The organism is Algoriphagus confluentis, assembly GCF_036245625.1.
In the GTDB taxonomy this organism is placed as follows: Bacteria; Bacteroidota; Bacteroidia; order Cytophagales; family Cyclobacteriaceae; genus Algoriphagus; species Algoriphagus confluentis.
Map to the genome: position 1 here is coordinate 124,202 of NZ_BTPD01000008.1, position 17,675 is coordinate 141,876.

Consider the following 17,675-nt stretch of genomic DNA (forward strand, 5'->3'; position numbering starts at 1 on the left):
CCGGTCAGCCTAAGTGAAGTTGAATGTTTTAGAGCTTGATTTCTCCCAAGAAGTGGTCGAAAGTATCTCCCCTAAGACCCAAACGGATCGTTTCCAAAGGAATCACTTCAGAAGGGCTGATATTTCCCAGATTGACATTGGCTCCCAAAAGTTTGATAAACCAAACTTGTTGGGATTTTTGAGGAGCTTCCCAGATGATTTTTTCTTCCGGCACCTGGGTAAGAATTTCCTCCACCAGACCTTGACGCACTTCACCAGAATCCCGGAATAAGCCTACATTTCCTCCTTCCCGCGCCTCACCGATCACCTTCCAAGCACCGGCGCTAAGCTCTGTCTGCATCTGCTCGATCCACTTGTAGGGAGGGATGATTTTGGCGGCATCCTTGGAACCCACTTCAGAAAGGACGGTAACCTGCTGAGCTAGGGTAGAGATAAATTCACACTTTTTGTCGTGATGGAGAGATATCGACCCGTCAGAGACTTCAGCAAATTCCAGCCCGTATTTGTCCAGTACCTTTCTGTAATCTTCAAATTGGCCCCGAACGATGAAGGCTTCAAATAAGGTTCCTCCAAAATAAACAGGAATGCCTGCTGACTTGTACACTGCTATCTTTTCAGCCAGATTTTTGGTCACGTAGGAAGTAGCCCATCCAAGCTTGACAATGTCCACATAATCGGAACAGCTATCGACAAAGTCCTCTGTTTCTCTGAGGCTCAATCCTTTATCCATAGCCATAGTGAATCCTGTAGTACGTGGCTTATCCGTCCGTACAGGGATATTCTTCAATTCGTAATTCATTCGCCAGGTTTTAATGATTAGAGGGAGGGATGGTCGTCCCTATACTGGGCAATGATCTTGTAGATCGCCTTTTGTTGCTTGAGTTCGGGCATTAGGTCATACAAGATGGTGTGCCTATCAAAGTCCAAAGTTAAGGCATTTTCCAAATATGAAAACGCTTCTTTGTATTTGCCCATTTTTATTAAGTAAACCACCATGCGATAGTGAAGTTCTGCTTCTTCCGGGGTTTCGTCAATTCCCTCTTTGACCACATCGATTGCCTCCTCGAATCGGTTTTGCTCAAAATAGATCACCGAGAGGTTGACATAGGTCTCCATGATTCCGGGCTCCAGGTTGATAGCCTCTTCATAGGCTTCTGAACTTGCCTGAAGATTGCCCAAATTGAATTCTGCATCGGCCAGACCTACCCAGTAATTGGGATTGTCTTTATTGAGGTTGAGTGCTTTTTTGAAATAATGAATGGCTTCAAAATACTTTTCCTTTTTGAGCATACACATGCCCAATCCAAACCAGGCATCGTCGTATTCTTCATCCAGTTTTGCTGATTTTTTGAAATACTTGAATGCCTCGTCTATTTTCCCCAGTTTTTCGTAGGCCGCTCCCATGTAGCAGCAGTTCTCAGCATTGGCCCCTTCGCAGTTGATTGTATTTTGATACGCTTCTAGGGCCGCTTCATACTGTTGGGTATTCATCAGGGAGTTGCCCATATTGAAATGGGCAGAAGCAAAGGAGTCGTCTATCAAGAGAGCATATTCATAGGCACTGATCGCTTCCTCAAATCTTCCCAGACGATTGTAAACCACGCCCAAGTTGTACCATGCTCCTGCAGAATAGGGATCCTGATCGATAAATTCCTGGTAAAACTCCAGAATTTCGTCAAAAGAGCCCTCCTCTTCGGTAATCATGGCCAATTGGAATAGGGCATCCTCATGATTGATCCGATTTTTGACGGCTTGCTTGAAATAATCACTTGCCTTGGTATTGTCCCCTTTGGCCCGATATAAGTTCCCTAGAGAATAATACACTTCGGCTTTATCTTCAGCCAAAGGCAAGAAGTTTTCCAGCAAATCAATACCTTCTTGAGGGTTTCCTGCCAAAATATTGGCGTTAGCCAGGGCAAGGAGGATTTCTTCGTTGTTTGGGGAGAGGTTATTGAGGTTTTCCAGAATGGAAAGCCCTTCATCCAGTTCATCATTGAAAATCAGACATTGGGCCTGAAGTAGTCGGATTTCTACGGAAAAGGGGAATTTTTCCAAAGCAAATTCAGAAGCTCTGAGTGCTTTGAGGAATTTCTGCTGATCAAAGTAAAAGCGGATGATGTCTTCCAGTTCTTCTTCTTCGAAATAGAGGTCCAAATTGGATTTCAGGGAATTTTCAAAACGCTCAACGAGCTTTTTGTCTTCTTCCCAGTCGTGATCATGATCTCCGGTCATTCGAATAGGTTAAGGTTTTCATAAGATACCAATAAATCGAGTAACGAAAAATGTCCTGAGGTTAAAATTTGTTGGTCAGAATAGATTTTTTTGGGGACAGATTCGGGTTTTCGCTACGGTTCACCTCAACAGCAATTGGCAAGAATAAGTTTACTTTTCCTTTTTGGTGGCCCATCGGATACTATCCTCCAAGGAATGATAACGAAAATCAAGTAATTCCTGTACTTTTTCATTGGTGAAAAAGATCTTCTGCTGGGCAATGCGTATAGTTTGGCTGTTCAGAAGACTCTTCCGTATACCGAGAGCTTTTAGCATTCGATTAAAAAATGAGGCAAAACCTGCCCATTTTCTGGAAATCGGGATAAATGGTGCGCTCAAGGATAAGATCTCCGCCACTTTTACGAAAAAATCTCTGTAAGCAATGCTTTCTTTATTCAAGATAAAGCGCTCCCCCCAAGCTTCTTTTTCGACCAGCAGTCTTGCCAACCGGGCTGCATCACGGACATCGATGTAATTGAGGTCTCCCTTGGGGTAAAATTTGTTTCTGTTGATGACGTACTCCAAAATAGCGGTACTGCTCCGGTGATGGTCAACTTTACCAATCAAAATACTCGGATTGAGCACCATTACTTCCAATCCTTCTTGCTGTCCTCTCCATACCTCGAGCTCTCCCCAGTATTTTGAAATGGCATAATCCGTATTGAGAGGAGACTCCACCCATTTGAAATTTTCGTCCAGTACGTTCAGTTCTTGTGAGCGGCCTATCGCAGCCACCGAACTCACATGGAGTAGTCGGCCCACCCCCTCGAGCAGCATCGCATTGACCAAATGAGCAGTACCTTGGGTATTGATGGCATAGAGGCCCTCCTTTTCTCCGGGATGCAGGGAGACCATCCCGGCTGCATGAATCACCAGATCCATTCCCCTGATGGCTGATAGCAGTGACTCCATGTCCCTTACATCGCCTTCGTGCCAGTGGATTTCAAAATCCAGGGACTCGAGCAAGTCAAGCTTGGAGTCTTTTCTTTTCAACCCGTGAATTTTCCCCAATTTGGAAAACTCCCTGGCTAAAAAACTGCCATAAAGGCCTGTGATACCGGTGATGAGAATGTTCATAAAAAGATCAAAGTCTGGAATTGATCCATTCCATATTTTTGATTTTTTGGTAGATTTTTTGGTTTTTAGGTAATGTTCCCAGCATATCGATGTATCGGCTATTGTGGCAGTCAGTCCCCAGAAAAGAAACCACCCCCCGCTCAATCAGCATTTCACCAAATTCCTTTACCTGTTTGGAATAAAACCCGGTCAGGGAAAGAAGGTTGACCTGAAAAATCAATTTTCTGTCGATAAGTTCTTCTTGGAGCTTTTTGTCAGAGAGCAGATACTGATATCTTTCCGGATGGGCCAAGACGGGCTGAAATCCCGCCATTTCCAAATTAAAAATGATATCCAAAAGCATCTGTGGCTTATTGATGAAGCCCGTCTCGACCAAAATGAACTTGTCCCCGAAGGTGAGCATATCCTCGCCTGCTTTCACTTTTTCCAAAAAAATCTCATCCATATAATACTCCGCTGCCGCATCGATTTCAAGGGAAATTCCTGCTTCTCTAGCGGCTTTTCTCAAGTCCTCCAAACCCAAACGAATAATTTCCGGTGTATTGCGGTAGTATTCGGACATAATATGAGGTGTGGTGATGATCTTCTTCAGACCAAACCCTTCCAGTGACCTAAGCAAGGTCAGCGATTCTTCCATTGACTTAGAACCGTCATCTATGCCGGGGATCAAATGAGAATGCATATCCGCACCCAGCCAGCTCAAATCCAATCCTTCAATTACTTCTTGCTTTCTTTTTAGAAAATCCAACCAGCTCATCAGAGTCCTCCTGTTTGTTCTTTAAATTCCTGAATGCTAGGCCAAAGTTTATCTTTTTCTGAGATAATCGGATCACTTACTCCCCAATCTATACCCAAGGCAGGATCATTCCACAAAATTCCCCCTTCGGATTCGCGATTGTAGTAATTAGAACATTTGTAGACAAATACAGCATCCTCCAAAACAGCAAACCCATGAGCAAATCCCTTGGGAACATAAAAAAGATTGAACCGCTCTGAATCCAAAACAGTGGAAAAATACTTCCCGAAAGTCGGTGAGTCTTTCCTCAAATCTACCACTACATCCAGCACCTTGCCGCTTACTACCCGAACGAGCTTGGCTTGAGCATGAGGCTCATGCTGAAAATGCAGTCCTCTGACCGTTCCTTTCTGAGAAAATGACTGATTGTCCTGCACCCACCTCTCTTCTATTCCCAAATTGGTAAGCCAATCTTCCCGAAATGACTCCAAGAAATATCCTCGGTCATCATGAAAGATTCGCGGAAAAATTTCCACCAGGCCATCCAGATTGGGTATCTTGCGCAACTCCGCCATGAGGATATATTTTCTTCGGTTTATTGGAGGGCAAAATAACCACTCTACCAGAGAGTATCCTAACTATTGTGGGGAAATATCCCCAAATTTGCACTAAGATTCCACCAAAAAGGTTGAGTTTTAAAATCCTCAAAGGCAGGCCAATTGCCGGATAAGGCAAGCGCTTTCCCCCGAATATCATACCATGAGTAAACTTTCCAGAAAAATAAAAAACCTCTACGATACCGCACCCAAGGTAGAAACTGCTGTTTTGGTGACCCTGATCCGACAGCAGCAAAGTGAACAGGAAATTGAAGAACATCTTGAAGAACTGGCTTTTTTGGCTGAAACTCTCGGTGTGAAGACGCTCTATCGATTCACCCAAAGAATGGAAAAACCAGATATCCGGACTTTTGTGGGAAAGGGAAAATTGGAAGAAATCCTAGCCTATGTGGAGCATTTTGGGGTGGACATGGTCATATTTGACGACGACCTTTCTCCCTCCCAAATGCGGAATCTAGAGAACGAGCTGAAGGTGAAAATCTACGACCGCTCTCTTTTGATTTTGGATATTTTCTTGAAAAGAGCCCAGACCGCTCAGGCCAAAACTCAGGTAGAACTGGCCCGATTCCAGTATTTGCTCCCCAGATTGACCCGAATGTGGACCCACCTAGAGCGGCAAAGGGGTGGAACAGGTACCCGGGGCGGTGCCGGTGAAAAAGAAATCGAAACGGATAAGCGGGACATCCGCAATAAAATCACCCTACTCAAAGAGAAGCTGAGGGAAATCGAAAAGCAGGGAGTGACCCAAAGAAAGGGGAGGAAAGGTGTGGTCAGGGTAGCCCTGGTAGGATATACCAACGTGGGGAAATCTACCCTGATGAATCTAATCACCAAAACGGACATCCTCGCAGAAAACAAGCTTTTTGCCACGGTGGATTCCACGGTAAGGAAAGTCGTCTTGGATAATGTCCCGTTTCTCCTCTCAGACACCGTCGGATTTATCCGCAAGCTCCCCACTCACCTGATAGAATCATTTAAATCTACTCTGGATGAAATCAGGGAAGCAGATCTATTGGTTCATGTGGTGGACATATCCCATCATGCTTTTGAAGATCATATTGCCGTCGTTTCTCAGACTTTGAGAGAAATCAAGGCCGGTGACAAACCCGTGCTGCTGGTATTCAATAAAATTGACCAAGTCCAGCAGATGCCCACCGAAGAGGAATCCATGCATATCAGCGAGCATGAGCTTCAGGAAACCCGTTATCTGGATTTCAAAGCCCTTTCAGATGCTTATGAAAAGAAAAATGGAATCAAGCCTGTTTTTATGGCAGCTGGCACAGGAGAAAACGTGGATGGATTCAGGGATGCTTTGATCGCAGAGGTGAAAAAACAACACAGGAAAATCTACCCTCACTATCTGGAAGATGAGGTGGTAGATTGGAAAGGGAAATCTGAAGAATAGAATTCCTTAAAATCCGGGAATAGAAATGCCATTCACTCTTCGGTACAGATTCAAGGCATATTTGTCTGTCATTCCGGCTACAAAATCCACTAAAGCTCTCAGCAGCGGATAAGGATTCACCTCTGCGCCCCAGCCTTTCATCGGAAAATCCTCCGGAAGGAGCCTAAGGATGCTTTTGTCCTGTCCGGAGAAAGCTTCCGGCTGGTAAAAGTGGTGATAGAGGGCCTTGGAAAATACGGAGAGCAAGCCCTCCAAAACCTGAAAACCGGCGGCTTCTTTTTCCAGAACCACCTTGGACCGGTAGATTTTTTGGATCGAAACCCGGGAAATCTCAGCAAGGGACTTGGCCGAAGGAATCATATCCGTGAGCGCCTTGTCAAAAGTCCCTTTGCGCATGTTTTCTTCGTATTTGGCAAACACCTCCACGGATTCCTGAATCAGCTTGCCGATTGCAAGAGCACGTAAAGCTCCCAAATTCTGATTGATTGACCGATCTTTCAGTTTTTCAGGGTCAAAGAGATTTCCCAGGATAGGCTTGAGCAAGTCTACCGTATCCTCAAAATCCACCAAGCCCAGTGTGCATCCGTCCTCCAGGTCGATGATGCTGTAGCATATATCATCAGCTGCCTCTACCAAAAAAGCCAAAGGATGTCGAACCCAAGAATCGCTGCTCAGTTTTTCTATTCCCAAGACCTCAGTCATCTGCTCAAAATCAACCGACTGATTGATGAAAAATCCATACTTTTTCTGGCTCTTCCGAGCGATATCCCGCTGAACAATCAGGCTGGGTCTGGGATATTTGGTAAAAGCCGCCAAAGTAGCATAGGTCAGTTTCAGCCCTGATTCTTTGGATACAAGCATTCGAAAACCCTGGGCATTCCCCTCAAAATTGATCAAATCAGCCCATTGATCTACCCGCACATGCCTTTCCCAGCATTTCCCATCGGGATGAAGGCGAAAGAAATCTGAAATAGCCTCCTCACCGGCATGCCCAAAGGGAGGGTTTCCGATATCATGGGTCAAAGCCGCAGCTGCTACTATAGCGCCTATGTCAGAGGAGTCGATACCTTGAGATTGAAGGTTTGGAAATTTCTTTATTAATAACTCTCCAGCACCTTTGCCAAGTGACCTTCCCACACTGGAAACCTCTAGACTATGGGTCAACCGGGTATGGACAAATGCCTGGTCAGGAAGGGGAAAAACCTGAGTTTTATCCTGAAGATTGCGGAAAGGCGCAGAAAAAATAATCCGGTCATAATCGATCTCAAATTCGCTTCGGCCCGCATTGGAGTTCACTTTCAACGGATTATCCCCAAATCTTCCTTTGGCCAGAAGTTTTTCCCATTTCATCATGCCCAAAAATAGAAACACCTATTCAAAAAAATCACATCAGCCGGTAATATTGAAAAGGACAATTTCATCCTCTTGTCCCAAAATCATCCGGGAATGAATCAATTAGACTAACTTTACTGCGTGAATCACTTCAAAATCAATCTCAGCTTTTTCTTTTGCCTACTTTTGGGATTTTCCTGCACTGGCCCTGACGAAAGCCCAAAGGCCTTAGTCAATATCTTTTTGGTAGATGCCCCTGCTCAGTGGGATTCGGTGGTGGTAGAACTTCAGGGTGTGGAGATTGAATTGGTAATCTCCGGTAGAGAAGGGCAGATAGAAACCGTCTTTTTACCCTATGAACCCGGCAATAAACAGGTCAATGTTTCTCTGCTAGTCGGAGGGGATATTCTTCCCATTTCCAGAAGAGAGTTTCAGATCGGAAATATCACCAAGGCCACTTTGAGATTGGGTACCAATAATCTACTCTATCTGGGCGAACGAGCCTATCCTCTTCGCCTTCCAAACGGGCAAACGGACTTTCCGGGAGATCTTTCAATCAGTATGGAGCCGGGAATCTCTTACGATATAATCGTGGATTTTGACTTGGAGAAATCAATTCAAGTCACCCAATCAGACCCGCTTACTTTTTCTTTTCAGCCTACTTTGGACATCAAATCAGGAATCGGACAGGGAACGGTACAGGGGAGCGTATCCCCCACCACTCTCAAGCCCGCCATCTATGCCATTCGGGATTTCGATTCCCTCAGTACCCATATGAACCCTAGCGGAACTTATGTATTCCGTCTCGATCCGGGAACCTATTCTATCTATGTGGATCCAAAGGATGCCAGCTATCTTCCGGACACTTTGCAAAACATTCAGGTAAGAGAGGGGCAGCGGACTAATGCAGAACGCATCACACTCAGCAAGAAATAAGCATGCATAAGAAGGAGTACATGCAACGGGCCCTTGAATTGGCTGAAAATGGAAGCGGATTTGTAAGCCCCAATCCAAAAGTCGGCTGTGTGATCGTGTATCAGGACGAGATCATAGGAGAAGGATGGCATCAGCAGTATGGGGGGCCTCATGCAGAAGTAAATGCAGTGAATTCTGTAAAAAATCCAGCTCTGTTTTCAGAAAGTACGGTCTATGTTACTTTGGAACCCTGTGCGCATTGGGGAAAAACCCCTCCCTGTGCCAATCTTTTGGTAGAAAAAAGAGTGAAAAAAGTAATCATCGCTGCCAAAGACAGCAACCCCTTAGTGGGAGGGAAAGGAATTGAAATCCTGAAAAATGCAGGAATTGAGGTGGAAACAGGCATTTTGGAAAAAGAAGCCCGATGGCAAAACCGACGCTTTTTCACCCAAATCGAAAAGAAGCGTCCCTATGTGATCCTCAAATGGGCGCAAACTCAGGATGGTTTTATCGCTCGCCAAAACTTCGACTCCAAGTGGATCAGTAACTCCCAAAGCAGGCAGCTTGTCCATCAATGGAGAGCTGAAGAAGATGCGATTCTGGTAGGAAAAAACACTGCCCGATATGATAATCCCACACTCAATGTCCGGGATTGGGTGGGGAAAAACCCACTCAGGATAGTCATTGATTCCCAGTTGGAACTTCCTCAGGAATTGCATCTTTTTGACCGAAAAATTCCTACGCTGATATTCAATTCCATTATGGAAAAAAAGGAGGAAAATCTGGAGTGGATCAAACTAGACGGTATTTCTCCAAGTTCGATTTTGGAATCTCTGAATACACGAAGAATCCAAAGCCTGATCATAGAAGGGGGAAGTCATGTGCTCAGGCAGTTCATTGAATCCGGACTTTGGGATGAATGCAGAGTATTTACCTCTACTACCCAATTTGAAGAGGGAATTCCCGCTCCCCAATTGAACCAAAATTCATCAGAAACCCTTTTCATCGGCACAGACCGACTTGATATCAATTACCATGGCTGAATCCCTATTTCTTCCCGAAGCAGCTACCAAAGCTGAGAAGTATGAATCGCTTATCCCGCAAATCGAAGCCTTGATTACTGGTGAGCCCGATCTTTATGCCAATCTGGCCAATATCACAGCAGCACTCAGAGAGGCATTTGGCTTCTTTTGGGTAGGTTTTTATTTGGTGAAAAACGAGCAGCTCGTACTCGGACCCTTCCAGGGGCCAATCGCTTGCACCCGGATTAATTTTGGAAAAGGGGTTTGTGGAACAGCCTGGAAAGAAAAGAAAACCCAGCTCGTGCCGGATGTAGATGCTTTTCCTGGGCATATTGCCTGCAGCTCTGCTTCCAAGTCAGAAATCGTAATTCCAGTTTTTAGAGGAGAGGAAGTGGCGATGGTTTTGGATGTAGATAGTGACCAACTTGCCGACTTTGACGAGATCGACCAAAAATACCTTGAAGAACTGATGGTGATTTTGGGAAAGAGCTTGTAAGCAGGAGACAAATTCTTAACTTATTGGTATATAATTACATATATGCCAAAGATTTTCGAATACTTCGGAATTATACTTTTCTTTTACTCTAATGAACATGAACCCATTCATGTCCATGCTAAAAAAGGAGAATTTGAATCCAAAGCTGAGTTCGAGATTATAGAAGGGCAAATTGAAAAGATAACTATTAGTTCGGTTTTCGGAAAAAGGCCCTTGAAAAACAATGATTTAAAACATTTCCAGGAATTTTTGGATAAGTTTGGTTTAAAAATCGTTGAAAAGTGGGTAGACTATTTTATATACCATAAGAGGGTCGAGTTTGAAAAAATAAATTCAAAACTAAAGTGATAATTCAGGTTAATAAATATCAGGAAGACAATCCCATTATCGAGGTAATTCTGGCCACATGGATTGCTGATTATGTATTAGAAATAAAATTTAGTGATGGGAAAACCAATAAGGTTGATTTTAAAAAGTTTCTTAGTAATTCATCTCATCCCGAAATCAGAAAATATCTCAACCAAGACTATTTCAAATTATTTAAGATTAAGGATGGAAATTTGATCTGGAATGATTACGAAATGATTTTTCCAATCGAAGACCTCTATTCAGGAATGATTCTATGAAATTACAAAGGATCTGACCACTTTCAGAGTCTTTTCCTTCGCTTCAATCATCCCCATATGGCCTACTCCTTCCAGTTCGACATACTGGGTAAAAGCCTCATTTTGTTTTCTGCTTGCTTCAATTTTTACTGCACCGTCTTCGGTTCCTGCTATCAGTAACTTTGGACCTGAAAAATTCTCAAGCACTTCCAGTCGATCCTTCCGGTCCCTCATCGCTCGGGAATAGCCAATCAATCCCTCGAGACTGGACCTTTTGGCATCTTCAATTGCATTCTGGATTTCAGCTGCCAGCTCTTCTCTTCTGGCTTCAGGAAAAAGTGGGGGCACAAAGGAGGTGACAAACTTTTCTACCCCATTCTTTTTGAGAAAAGCAACTGTCCGGTTTCTCATTTCTTTTTTCTCCTCATCATCGGCAAAAGCCGTGGAGTGAAATAATCCCAAGGCTTGGATTCTGCTTCCCATCAATTCCAGCAAGGCTAAAGCAACATAGCCTCCCAGGGAGTGACCAATGACTATGGGATTTTGAATATGCTGCTCTTCCATCCACTCCTCCAACTGCACCGCCACTTCTTCCAAAGTGATCCGATCTCTTTCAATTGGAGAATCTCCAAAACCCGGCAGATCCGGACAGATCACCCGAAAATCAGAGGAAAGAGCTTCCGCAAAAGGAATCCACATGTTTCCGCTTTCGCAAAAACCATGTATGAGGACGACCGGTTTACCCTGTCCCTTTTCAAAAAAATGGATCATAATGCTTGTGATTAGGCAATCTGCACCTCTGCTAGAGCGCGTACAGCTTCAGCAATACCTTCTGGGTCAAATCCGCATTCTCTGTGAAGCTCAATCTGCTCTCCGTGCTCGATGATAGCATCTGGAATACCCAAGCGCTTTACTTGCGCATAGTAACCGTGGTCCATCATCCATTCCAGCACGGCAGATCCAAAACCTCCCATCAGGGCTCCGTCTTCAACGGTAATTACCTTCTTGAATTTACCAAAAACTTCATGTAGCATCTCTTCATCCAGCGGCTTAACAAAGCGCATATCATAATGCGCAGGGTTCAATCCTTCTTTAGTCAAAGTCTGACAGGCATCCACAGCATAATTGCCAATGTGCCCAATGGACAGGATTGCCACATCTTCTCCTTCTTTTACTATTCTTCCCTGGCCGACCGGGATTTCTCTCATTGGAGTTTTCCATTCTGGCATGACTCCATTTCCGCGAGGATAACGGATTGAGAATGGGCCACCAAACTGAGTGGCTGTATACATCAAGTTTCTCAACTCTTCTTCATTCATTGGGGCGGAGACCACCAAATTGGGTACACATCGGAAATAAGCGATGTCGTAGGCCCCATGATGCGTAGGTCCATCCGCTCCGGCAAATCCCGCTCTGTCAAGACAGAATACTACCGGAAGGTTTTGCAAGCAGACATCATGGATGACTTGGTCATAGGCCCGCTGCATAAAAGACGAATAGATATTACAGAATGGTACTAAACCCTGGGTAGCCAATCCTGCAGAAAAGGTCACCGCATGCTGCTCTGCAATCCCCACATCAAATGCCCGGTCAGGCATGGCCTTCATCATAATGTTGAGCGAAGAACCCGAAGGCATAGCCGGCGTCACTCCCATGATACGGGAATCCTTTTCGGCTAATTCCACGATTGTATGACCAAAGACATCCTGGTATTTAGGAGCTTGAGGTGAAGTAGGCACTTTTTTGAAGATCTCTCCGGTCACCTTGTCAAAAGTCCCAGGAGCATGCCAAGTGGTTTTATTTCCTTTTTCGGCCGGCTCATAACCTTTGCCTTTCACGGTCACACAGTGAAGAATTTTTGGGCCCGGAATATCTTTAAGGTCTCTTAAAATTTCCACCAGGTGATCCACATCATGTCCGTCTACAGGACCAAAGTAACGGAGGTTGAGGGATTCAAAAAGATTGCTCTGCTTTAGTACGGCAGATTTGATTGCTCCTTCGACTTTAGAAATCACTTCTTGGGCACTGCTGCCAAACTTACTCAGTTTGCCCAGCATTTTCCATACTTCATCCTTCACCTTATTGTAAGTGTGAGACGTGGTAATATCCGTTAGATAATCTTTGAGCGCTCCGACGTTGGGATCAATGGACATGCAGTTGTCATTGAGAATGATCAACAGATTGGTATCGCTCACACCAGCATGATTCATGGCCTCAAAAGCCATCCCGCCAGTCATAGATCCATCACCGATCACGGCCACATGCTGAATGTTGGATTGCTTGTATTTGGAGGCTACGGCCATTCCCAAGGCTGCGGAAATGGAGGTACTGGAATGGCCCACTCCAAACGTATCAAATTCGCTTTCTTTTCTTTTGGGAAAGCCGGAAAGGCCTCCGTACACCCGGTTGGTATGGAATTGATCTCTACGCCCGGTGAGAATTTTGTGCCCGTAAGCCTGATGCCCCACATCCCAAACCAACTGATCTTCAGGGGTATTGAGCACATAATGCAAGGCAACTGTCAGTTCAACCACACCCAAACTGGCCCCGAAGTGGCCCCCGTAAACGGATACATTGTCGATGATAAACTGCCTGAGTTCATCGCAAATCTGAACCAGATTGTCTTTCGAAAATTTTTTTAAATCCGCTGGGGAATTGATCTGGGAAAGAATCGGTCCGGGTGATATAGACATAGTCGAGTGAGTTTCTTTTAGTCTGGAAACAACTTGCAGGCCAAAGAGTTTGTTTGATTAGGAAATTCAACTGCTCAATTTTATCCAAAGTGCATTATTTGGCTGAGCCCCAATTATTTTATTTGAATTGAATATCTTTGGCTACAAGGAGGCAAAATTAACCCAAATATTTAAATATCCGGTGAGTTTCGAGATCAAATTACCCTTATTCGAAGGACCGTTCGACCTTATGCTTTTTTTTATTGAGCGGGACGAACTGGATATTTATGACATTCCTATATCCAAGATTACCAACGATTTCCTGGAGTACATCCATCATTTGGAAAAAATGGAAATCGAAGTAGCCAGCGAGTTTATTCTGTTTGCTGCTACCTTGATGAAAATCAAATCCAGAATGCTGCTTCCTCGTCCTGATCTCAACGAACACGGAGAAGAGATTGATCCGAGGGAAGAACTCGTCAGGAACCTTTTAGAATATAAAAAGTACAAATCTGTGGTAGCCGACCTTTCTGACATGGAATCAGATCGGATGGCAAAAGAAAAAAGAGGGAATATCCTGAGGGAGCTTCAGGCACTAAGTAAGGTAGAGGATGTCGATGCTGAAATGCAGCATGTGGACCTTTACAAACTCCTCAAAGTATTCCAAAGATGCATGGCCAAGATGGCCGCGAGAACTGAGGAAACCAAGCACACGGTAATCCAGTATCCCTATACCATCGAACAGCAAAAAAATTTCGTTTTGGAAAAAACCAGCTTTAAAAAACAAGTCCCATTTACCGATTTCATTGATTACAAACCAGAAAAGATTTTTGTGATTTACACCTTTCTCGCTATACTCGAGCTCCTTCAGCTCTCCCAAGTCACGATTATCATCGGAGAAGGGTACAACAATTTTTGGGTAGAAAAGACTGAGCCTGTCGCTGCAGCCTGATTATGAAGGTAGATAACAAAAAAATCTTCCAAACACTCAACCCCAACAAGGTTTGGGTGCCTGTTCTAATCGGGTTGGGGATTGTTTTTGCCATGTTTTACATGGATCCCAATATCAATGCGTCCAATCTCAAGTCTGTTTTTGACGCTTCCACACCCTATATCCTTTTGGCAATTCTGGTGATCTTTTTTAGGGACCTTGGCTACGTCTATCGAATTCGGGAGATTACAGACCGGCATCTCACATGGACACGGGCAATCTATGTGATTATTCTATGGGAATTTGCCTCGGCGGTAACCCCCTCAGTGGTAGGAGGTACTGCAGTAGCTATTTTTATTCTGAACAAAGAAGGAATAAAGATGGGGAAAGCCATTGCCTACGTAATGGTAACCGCAATCTTGGACAACCTGTTTTTTGTAATCGGTGCTCCGATCATTCTCTACCTGGCGCAGGGTAATATCTTTCCCGACAGCAAACTTTTGGAGACCCAGCTTGGGGATAGCCTGCAGGCAATTTTCTGGCTGAGCTATGGGCTCTATGCCGGATACAGTCTGGTTATGGCCGCAGCCCTTTTCTATAAGCCCCGGGTATTTAAGTGGGTTCTGATCAAGATTTTCTCGATCAAATTTCTTCGTAAATGGAAACACGATGCCCAGGAGTATGGCAACCAAATCATCGAAGCCTCCCGACAACTGGCAGGAAAAACGTATAAATACTGGCTGCCAATCATCGGGATTACGATCTTTATCTGGTCCTCCCGATATCTGATGCTCAATGCCCTGATTGGAGCTTTTGTTGAACTGGACCTGATGGATCATGTGATCGTATTTGCGAGGCAGGTGATCATGTGGATCGTCATGATGATCTCTCCGACACCGGGCAGCAGCGGTACGGCAGAGTTTTTCTTCGGTCAGTTTTTCAGTCAGTTTTTGGGGGGTTACACTTTTGTAACCAGCATCTTATGGAGGCTTTTGTCCTACTACCCGTATTTGATTTTGGGTGCGATTTTCCTTCCAAGGTGGGTGCGGCAAGTCTTTTTCAAAAAGAAAAACAAAGTCCAAGAATCAGAAGAAGAGGAGGAATAGATGATTCAGAGTCTGAAACCGGAGGAAATTCTAAGTATTACAGGAGGAAAACTTCTGGGAGTTTCTGCTGATGCTGAATTTAGCCAAATTAGTATTGATTCCAGACAAATTCTACAGCCTTTCAAGACTCTTTTTGTAGCCCTGCGGGGAGCAAAAGCAGACGGAGCAAACTTTATCCCTATTCTCATCAAGCAAGGAGTGCAGCACTTTCTGGTCCATGAGGATTTTGATACATCAGAACAAATGCTTTCCCAAGCGCTTTTTATTTTGGTAAAAGACACCAAAGTCGCTCTTCAGCAGTTAGCGGCCTATCAACGCTCCCTTTTTACAGGTCCGGTACTGAGCATAACGGGAAGCAATGGAAAAACCATCACCAAAGAATGGCTTGGCCAACTCCTTAGCCAACAATTCAGCGTAGCCAAAAGCCCAAAAAGTTACAATTCCCAAGTGGGGGTGCCTTTGTCTGTTTTTGGGATTCATCCTTACCACCAAGTAGCCATTTTGGAAGCCGGCATATCCAAGTTCGGAGAGATGGCCACTTTGGAGAAAATTATTCGTCCGGATTTGGGCATTTTTACCAATATAGGCAGCGCACACGAAGAGGGCTTTTCCACCATACGGGAGAAAATCCGGGAAAAGCTAATTCTCTTTCGGGAATCCAAGTTTTTGATCTATTGCCGGGATCAAAACCTACTCAGTCAGGAAATAGAAAATGGGGTGGACGCCTCCAGATTGATCTCATGGTCTCAGAAAAAAGACGCTGATTTTAGAATTTCTTACAAAAATGGAGACCATCGGACCCGTGTAGTCTTAGTCAAAAAAAATCTGAGTACCTATACCTTCCAAGTCCCTTTTTCGGATCAGGCTTCCTTGGAAAATGCCACTCATGCCTTGGTGGCGGCTCTGACATTAGGAGAAGACCCCAAATCGATTCAGCAGGGGTTGGATCAACTGCGCCAAGTGGATATGAGGCTCACCCTGAAGCCCGGAATCAACGATTGCCTTCTGATCGATGATACGTACAACAATGATCTGGCAGGGCTCAAAGTAGCCTTGGAGTTTATGAGTCAGCAGCGACCTAAGAGGCAAAAAGTGCTGATTCTTTCCGATCTTCTCCAGCAAGGCTCACCCGAAAAAATCTATGCTGAGGTGGCTGATCTCATCCGATCCTACCGGATTGACAGGATTTTGGCAGTGGGAAAGGAGATCAGAAGACTCGCTGATGCCTTTCCTCAGCAATCCGATTTGTTTCATACTACGGAAGATCTGCTCGAATCCCTACCACTTACCTCTTTTCAAAATGACCTGATATTGGTAACCGGCGCACGGGATTTTGCTTTGGAGAGGATAGTCAATCGCCTGCAGCAGCGGATTCATGGGACAACTTTGGAAATCAACCTCAACGCCCTGACTCACAATTTCAATTTCTACAAAAGACAGCTAAAGCCAGGAACCCGAGTTATGGTCATGGTCAAGGCCTTTGCTTATGGTGGAGGGGCTACAGAAATTGCCAACCATTTACAGACCTTGGGTGCCGACTATCTTGCAGTAGCTTTTACAGATGAAGGAGTCGCTTTAAGAAATCAGGGTATTCGCCTACCCATTATGGTATTGAATCCCGTCGAAGCGTCCTTCGACCTGCTTCGGGAATATCAGCTGGAGCCTGTGGTATTTAGTCCCGTTTTTTTAAAAAAACTTGGTATGTATGCTTCCTTGCATCAAATCAAGATTCCTATTCATCTCGATTTGGATACAGGAATGCATCGATTGGGCTTTGAATCAAAACATCTTGCAGAGCTCAAAGGCTTGATCGCAACCTATCCTGAACTAAAGATCGCCAGTCTTTATACTCATCTGGTGGGTGCGGACGAGGAAATTCACCATGACTTTTCCTTGAAGCAGCTCGAACAGTTTATGGAGATGAAAAAAGAGATTGAATCCATTTTGACCTATCGACCACTGATTCATGCACTCAATTCTGCCGGGATTATTCGCTTTCCGGAGTATCAAATGGACATGGTCCGACTGGGAATCGGGCTGTATGGGGTAGAAGTCACCGGAAAGCACCATCATGAGCTGAAGGCAGTCAGTACACTAAAAACAACCATCTCCCAGATTAAAACGCTTGCTCCGGGTTCTACCGTGGGTTATTCAAGAAGGGGTCAACTTCCTGAAGGAGGCACCATCGCTACCCTTGCCATCGGCTATGCAGATGGATTTGACAGGAGATTTTCGATGGGGAAAGGCTATGTCTTAATCCGGGGAGAAAAAGCTCCTGTGATCGGAAATGTGTGCATGGATATGACCATGGTGGATATTTCCCAAATCCCTGAAGTCAGAGAAGGGGAGCAGGCCATCATCTATGGAGAAGGAATCCCTCTGCGGGATTTGGCTGATCGGATCGGAACCATTCCTTATGAATTACTGACCAATATCAGCTCAAGGGTAAAGCGGGTTTACTATTTGGATTAGCATCTTTTTTCCTAAATT

General features: G+C 44.6%; 17 protein-coding genes. 9 read left to right on the plus strand and 8 right to left on the minus strand.

Annotated elements, in window-relative coordinates:
* Positions 1-28: 28 nt before the first annotated feature.
* From AAA943_RS13300 to rfbC, 5 genes are all read right to left on the minus strand, one after another.
* A complete protein-coding gene (locus AAA943_RS13300; protein WP_338224750.1) occupies positions 29-799 on the minus strand; it encodes a phosphosulfolactate synthase in 771 nt (256 codons plus the stop codon).
* A 17-nt stretch (positions 800-816) separates the two neighbouring features.
* Positions 817-2,232 (minus strand): tetratricopeptide repeat protein, encoded by a 1,416-nt coding sequence (locus AAA943_RS13305; RefSeq protein WP_338224751.1) that lies wholly within the window; start codon positions 2,230-2,232, stop codon positions 817-819.
* A 150-nt stretch (positions 2,233-2,382) separates the two neighbouring features.
* Positions 2,383-3,348, minus strand: coding sequence for an NAD-dependent epimerase/dehydratase family protein (locus AAA943_RS13310; RefSeq protein WP_338224752.1), 966 nt, complete (start codon positions 3,346-3,348; stop codon positions 2,383-2,385).
* A 7-nt stretch (positions 3,349-3,355) separates the two neighbouring features.
* Positions 3,356-4,105: a tyrosine-protein phosphatase gene (locus AAA943_RS13315; protein ID WP_338224753.1), complete on the minus strand. Its 750-nt coding sequence runs from the start codon at positions 4,103-4,105 to the stop codon at positions 3,356-3,358.
* Positions 4,105-4,659, minus strand: a complete 555-nt coding sequence (rfbC, locus tag AAA943_RS13320; protein WP_338224754.1) for a dTDP-4-dehydrorhamnose 3,5-epimerase — start codon at positions 4,657-4,659, stop codon at positions 4,105-4,107. Before rfbC ends, AAA943_RS13315 begins: the two co-directional genes overlap by 1 nt.
* 184 nt (positions 4,660-4,843) lie before the next feature.
* Here rfbC and hflX point away from each other — a divergent pair, with 184 nt between their 5' ends.
* Complete coding sequence (hflX, locus tag AAA943_RS13325; RefSeq protein WP_338224755.1) at positions 4,844-6,106, plus strand: GTPase HflX; 1,263 nt, start codon at positions 4,844-4,846, stop codon at positions 6,104-6,106.
* 6 nt (positions 6,107-6,112) lie between these two features.
* On the opposite strand, the gene dgt is transcribed toward hflX, so the two are convergent.
* Positions 6,113-7,459 carry a dGTP triphosphohydrolase gene (gene dgt, locus AAA943_RS13330; RefSeq protein ID WP_338224756.1) on the minus strand — a complete coding sequence of 449 codons (1,347 nt, stop codon included), beginning with the start codon at positions 7,457-7,459 and terminating at the stop codon, positions 6,113-6,115.
* A 120-nt stretch (positions 7,460-7,579) separates the two neighbouring features.
* Between dgt and AAA943_RS13335 the strand changes: the two genes are divergently transcribed.
* The 5 genes from AAA943_RS13335 to AAA943_RS13355 are packed head-to-tail and all read left to right on the plus strand — an operon-like array spanning position 7,580 to position 10,497.
* On the plus strand, positions 7,580-8,374 hold the full coding sequence (locus AAA943_RS13335; RefSeq protein ID WP_338224757.1) for a DUF4382 domain-containing protein: 795 nt from the start codon (positions 7,580-7,582) through the stop codon (positions 8,372-8,374).
* A gap of 2 nt (positions 8,375-8,376) precedes the next feature.
* Complete coding sequence (gene ribD, locus AAA943_RS13340) at positions 8,377-9,396, plus strand: bifunctional diaminohydroxyphosphoribosylaminopyrimidine deaminase/5-amino-6-(5-phosphoribosylamino)uracil reductase RibD (protein ID WP_338224758.1); 1,020 nt, start codon at positions 8,377-8,379, stop codon at positions 9,394-9,396.
* A complete protein-coding gene (locus tag AAA943_RS13345) occupies positions 9,389-9,871 on the plus strand; it encodes a GAF domain-containing protein (protein WP_338224759.1) in 483 nt (160 codons plus the stop codon). The genes ribD and AAA943_RS13345 overlap by 8 nt, the downstream gene beginning before the upstream one ends.
* Before the next feature lie 42 nt (positions 9,872-9,913).
* Positions 9,914-10,219, plus strand: a complete 306-nt coding sequence (locus tag AAA943_RS13350; RefSeq protein ID WP_338224760.1) for a DUF4160 domain-containing protein — start codon at positions 9,914-9,916, stop codon at positions 10,217-10,219.
* Positions 10,216-10,497 carry a DUF2442 domain-containing protein gene (locus AAA943_RS13355; protein WP_338224761.1) on the plus strand — a complete coding sequence of 94 codons (282 nt, stop codon included), beginning with the start codon at positions 10,216-10,218 and terminating at the stop codon, positions 10,495-10,497. The genes AAA943_RS13350 and AAA943_RS13355 overlap by 4 nt, the downstream gene beginning before the upstream one ends.
* Here the strand turns inward: AAA943_RS13355 and AAA943_RS13360 are convergent.
* Together AAA943_RS13360 and dxs are read right to left on the minus strand one after the other, a co-directional pair.
* The gene (locus AAA943_RS13360; protein ID WP_338224762.1) at positions 10,492-11,247 is read right to left on the minus strand and encodes an alpha/beta fold hydrolase; all 756 of its coding nucleotides are present in this window, start codon (positions 11,245-11,247) and stop codon (positions 10,492-10,494) included. The two genes, AAA943_RS13355 and AAA943_RS13360, sit on opposite strands and share 6 nt — an antisense overlap.
* Positions 11,248-11,258: 11 nt before the next feature.
* A complete protein-coding gene (dxs, locus tag AAA943_RS13365; protein ID WP_338224763.1) occupies positions 11,259-13,169 on the minus strand; it encodes a 1-deoxy-D-xylulose-5-phosphate synthase in 1,911 nt (636 codons plus the stop codon).
* A gap of 181 nt (positions 13,170-13,350) precedes the next feature.
* Here dxs and AAA943_RS13370 point away from each other — a divergent pair, with 181 nt between their 5' ends.
* Genes AAA943_RS13370 through AAA943_RS13380 form a run of 3 tightly spaced genes read left to right on the plus strand, consistent with a single transcriptional unit; the run spans position 13,351 to position 17,657 of the window.
* The gene (locus tag AAA943_RS13370; protein ID WP_338224764.1) at positions 13,351-14,100 is read left to right on the plus strand and encodes a segregation and condensation protein A; all 750 of its coding nucleotides are present in this window, start codon (positions 13,351-13,353) and stop codon (positions 14,098-14,100) included.
* 2 nt (positions 14,101-14,102) lie between these two features.
* A complete protein-coding gene (locus AAA943_RS13375) occupies positions 14,103-15,185 on the plus strand; it encodes a lysylphosphatidylglycerol synthase transmembrane domain-containing protein (protein WP_338224765.1) in 1,083 nt (360 codons plus the stop codon).
* Positions 15,186-17,657, plus strand: coding sequence for a bifunctional UDP-N-acetylmuramoyl-tripeptide:D-alanyl-D-alanine ligase/alanine racemase (locus tag AAA943_RS13380; protein ID WP_338224766.1), 2,472 nt, complete (start codon positions 15,186-15,188; stop codon positions 17,655-17,657).
* Positions 17,658-17,675 lie beyond the last annotated feature (18 nt).

Bases quoted from the DNA above. Each gene is read 5' to 3' on its own strand.
- AAA943_RS13300 (WP_338224750.1), bottom strand. From the start codon at position 799: ATGAATTACGAATTGAAGAATATCCCTGTACGGACGGATAAGCCACGT.
- AAA943_RS13305 (WP_338224751.1), bottom strand. From the start codon at position 2,232: ATGACCGGAGATCATGATCACGACTGGGAAGAAGACAAAAAGCTCGTT.
- AAA943_RS13310 (WP_338224752.1), bottom strand. From the start codon at position 3,348: ATGAACATTCTCATCACCGGTATCACAGGCCTTTATGGCAGTTTTTTA.
- AAA943_RS13315 (WP_338224753.1), bottom strand. From the start codon at position 4,105: ATGAGCTGGTTGGATTTTCTAAAAAGAAAGCAAGAAGTAATTGAAGGA.
- rfbC (WP_338224754.1), bottom strand. From the start codon at position 4,659: ATGGCGGAGTTGCGCAAGATACCCAATCTGGATGGCCTGGTGGAAATT.
- hflX (WP_338224755.1), top strand. From the start codon at position 4,844: ATGAGTAAACTTTCCAGAAAAATAAAAAACCTCTACGATACCGCACCC.
- dgt (WP_338224756.1), bottom strand. From the start codon at position 7,459: ATGATGAAATGGGAAAAACTTCTGGCCAAAGGAAGATTTGGGGATAAT.
- ribD (WP_338224758.1), top strand. From the start codon at position 8,377: ATGCATAAGAAGGAGTACATGCAACGGGCCCTTGAATTGGCTGAAAAT.
- AAA943_RS13345 (WP_338224759.1), top strand. From the start codon at position 9,389: ATGGCTGAATCCCTATTTCTTCCCGAAGCAGCTACCAAAGCTGAGAAG.
- AAA943_RS13350 (WP_338224760.1), top strand. From the start codon at position 9,914: ATGCCAAAGATTTTCGAATACTTCGGAATTATACTTTTCTTTTACTCT.
- AAA943_RS13360 (WP_338224762.1), bottom strand. From the start codon at position 11,247: ATGATCCATTTTTTTGAAAAGGGACAGGGTAAACCGGTCGTCCTCATA.
- dxs (WP_338224763.1), bottom strand. From the start codon at position 13,169: ATGTCTATATCACCCGGACCGATTCTTTCCCAGATCAATTCCCCAGCG.
- AAA943_RS13375 (WP_338224765.1), top strand. From the start codon at position 14,103: ATGAAGGTAGATAACAAAAAAATCTTCCAAACACTCAACCCCAACAAG.
- AAA943_RS13380 (WP_338224766.1), top strand. From the start codon at position 15,186: ATGATTCAGAGTCTGAAACCGGAGGAAATTCTAAGTATTACAGGAGGA.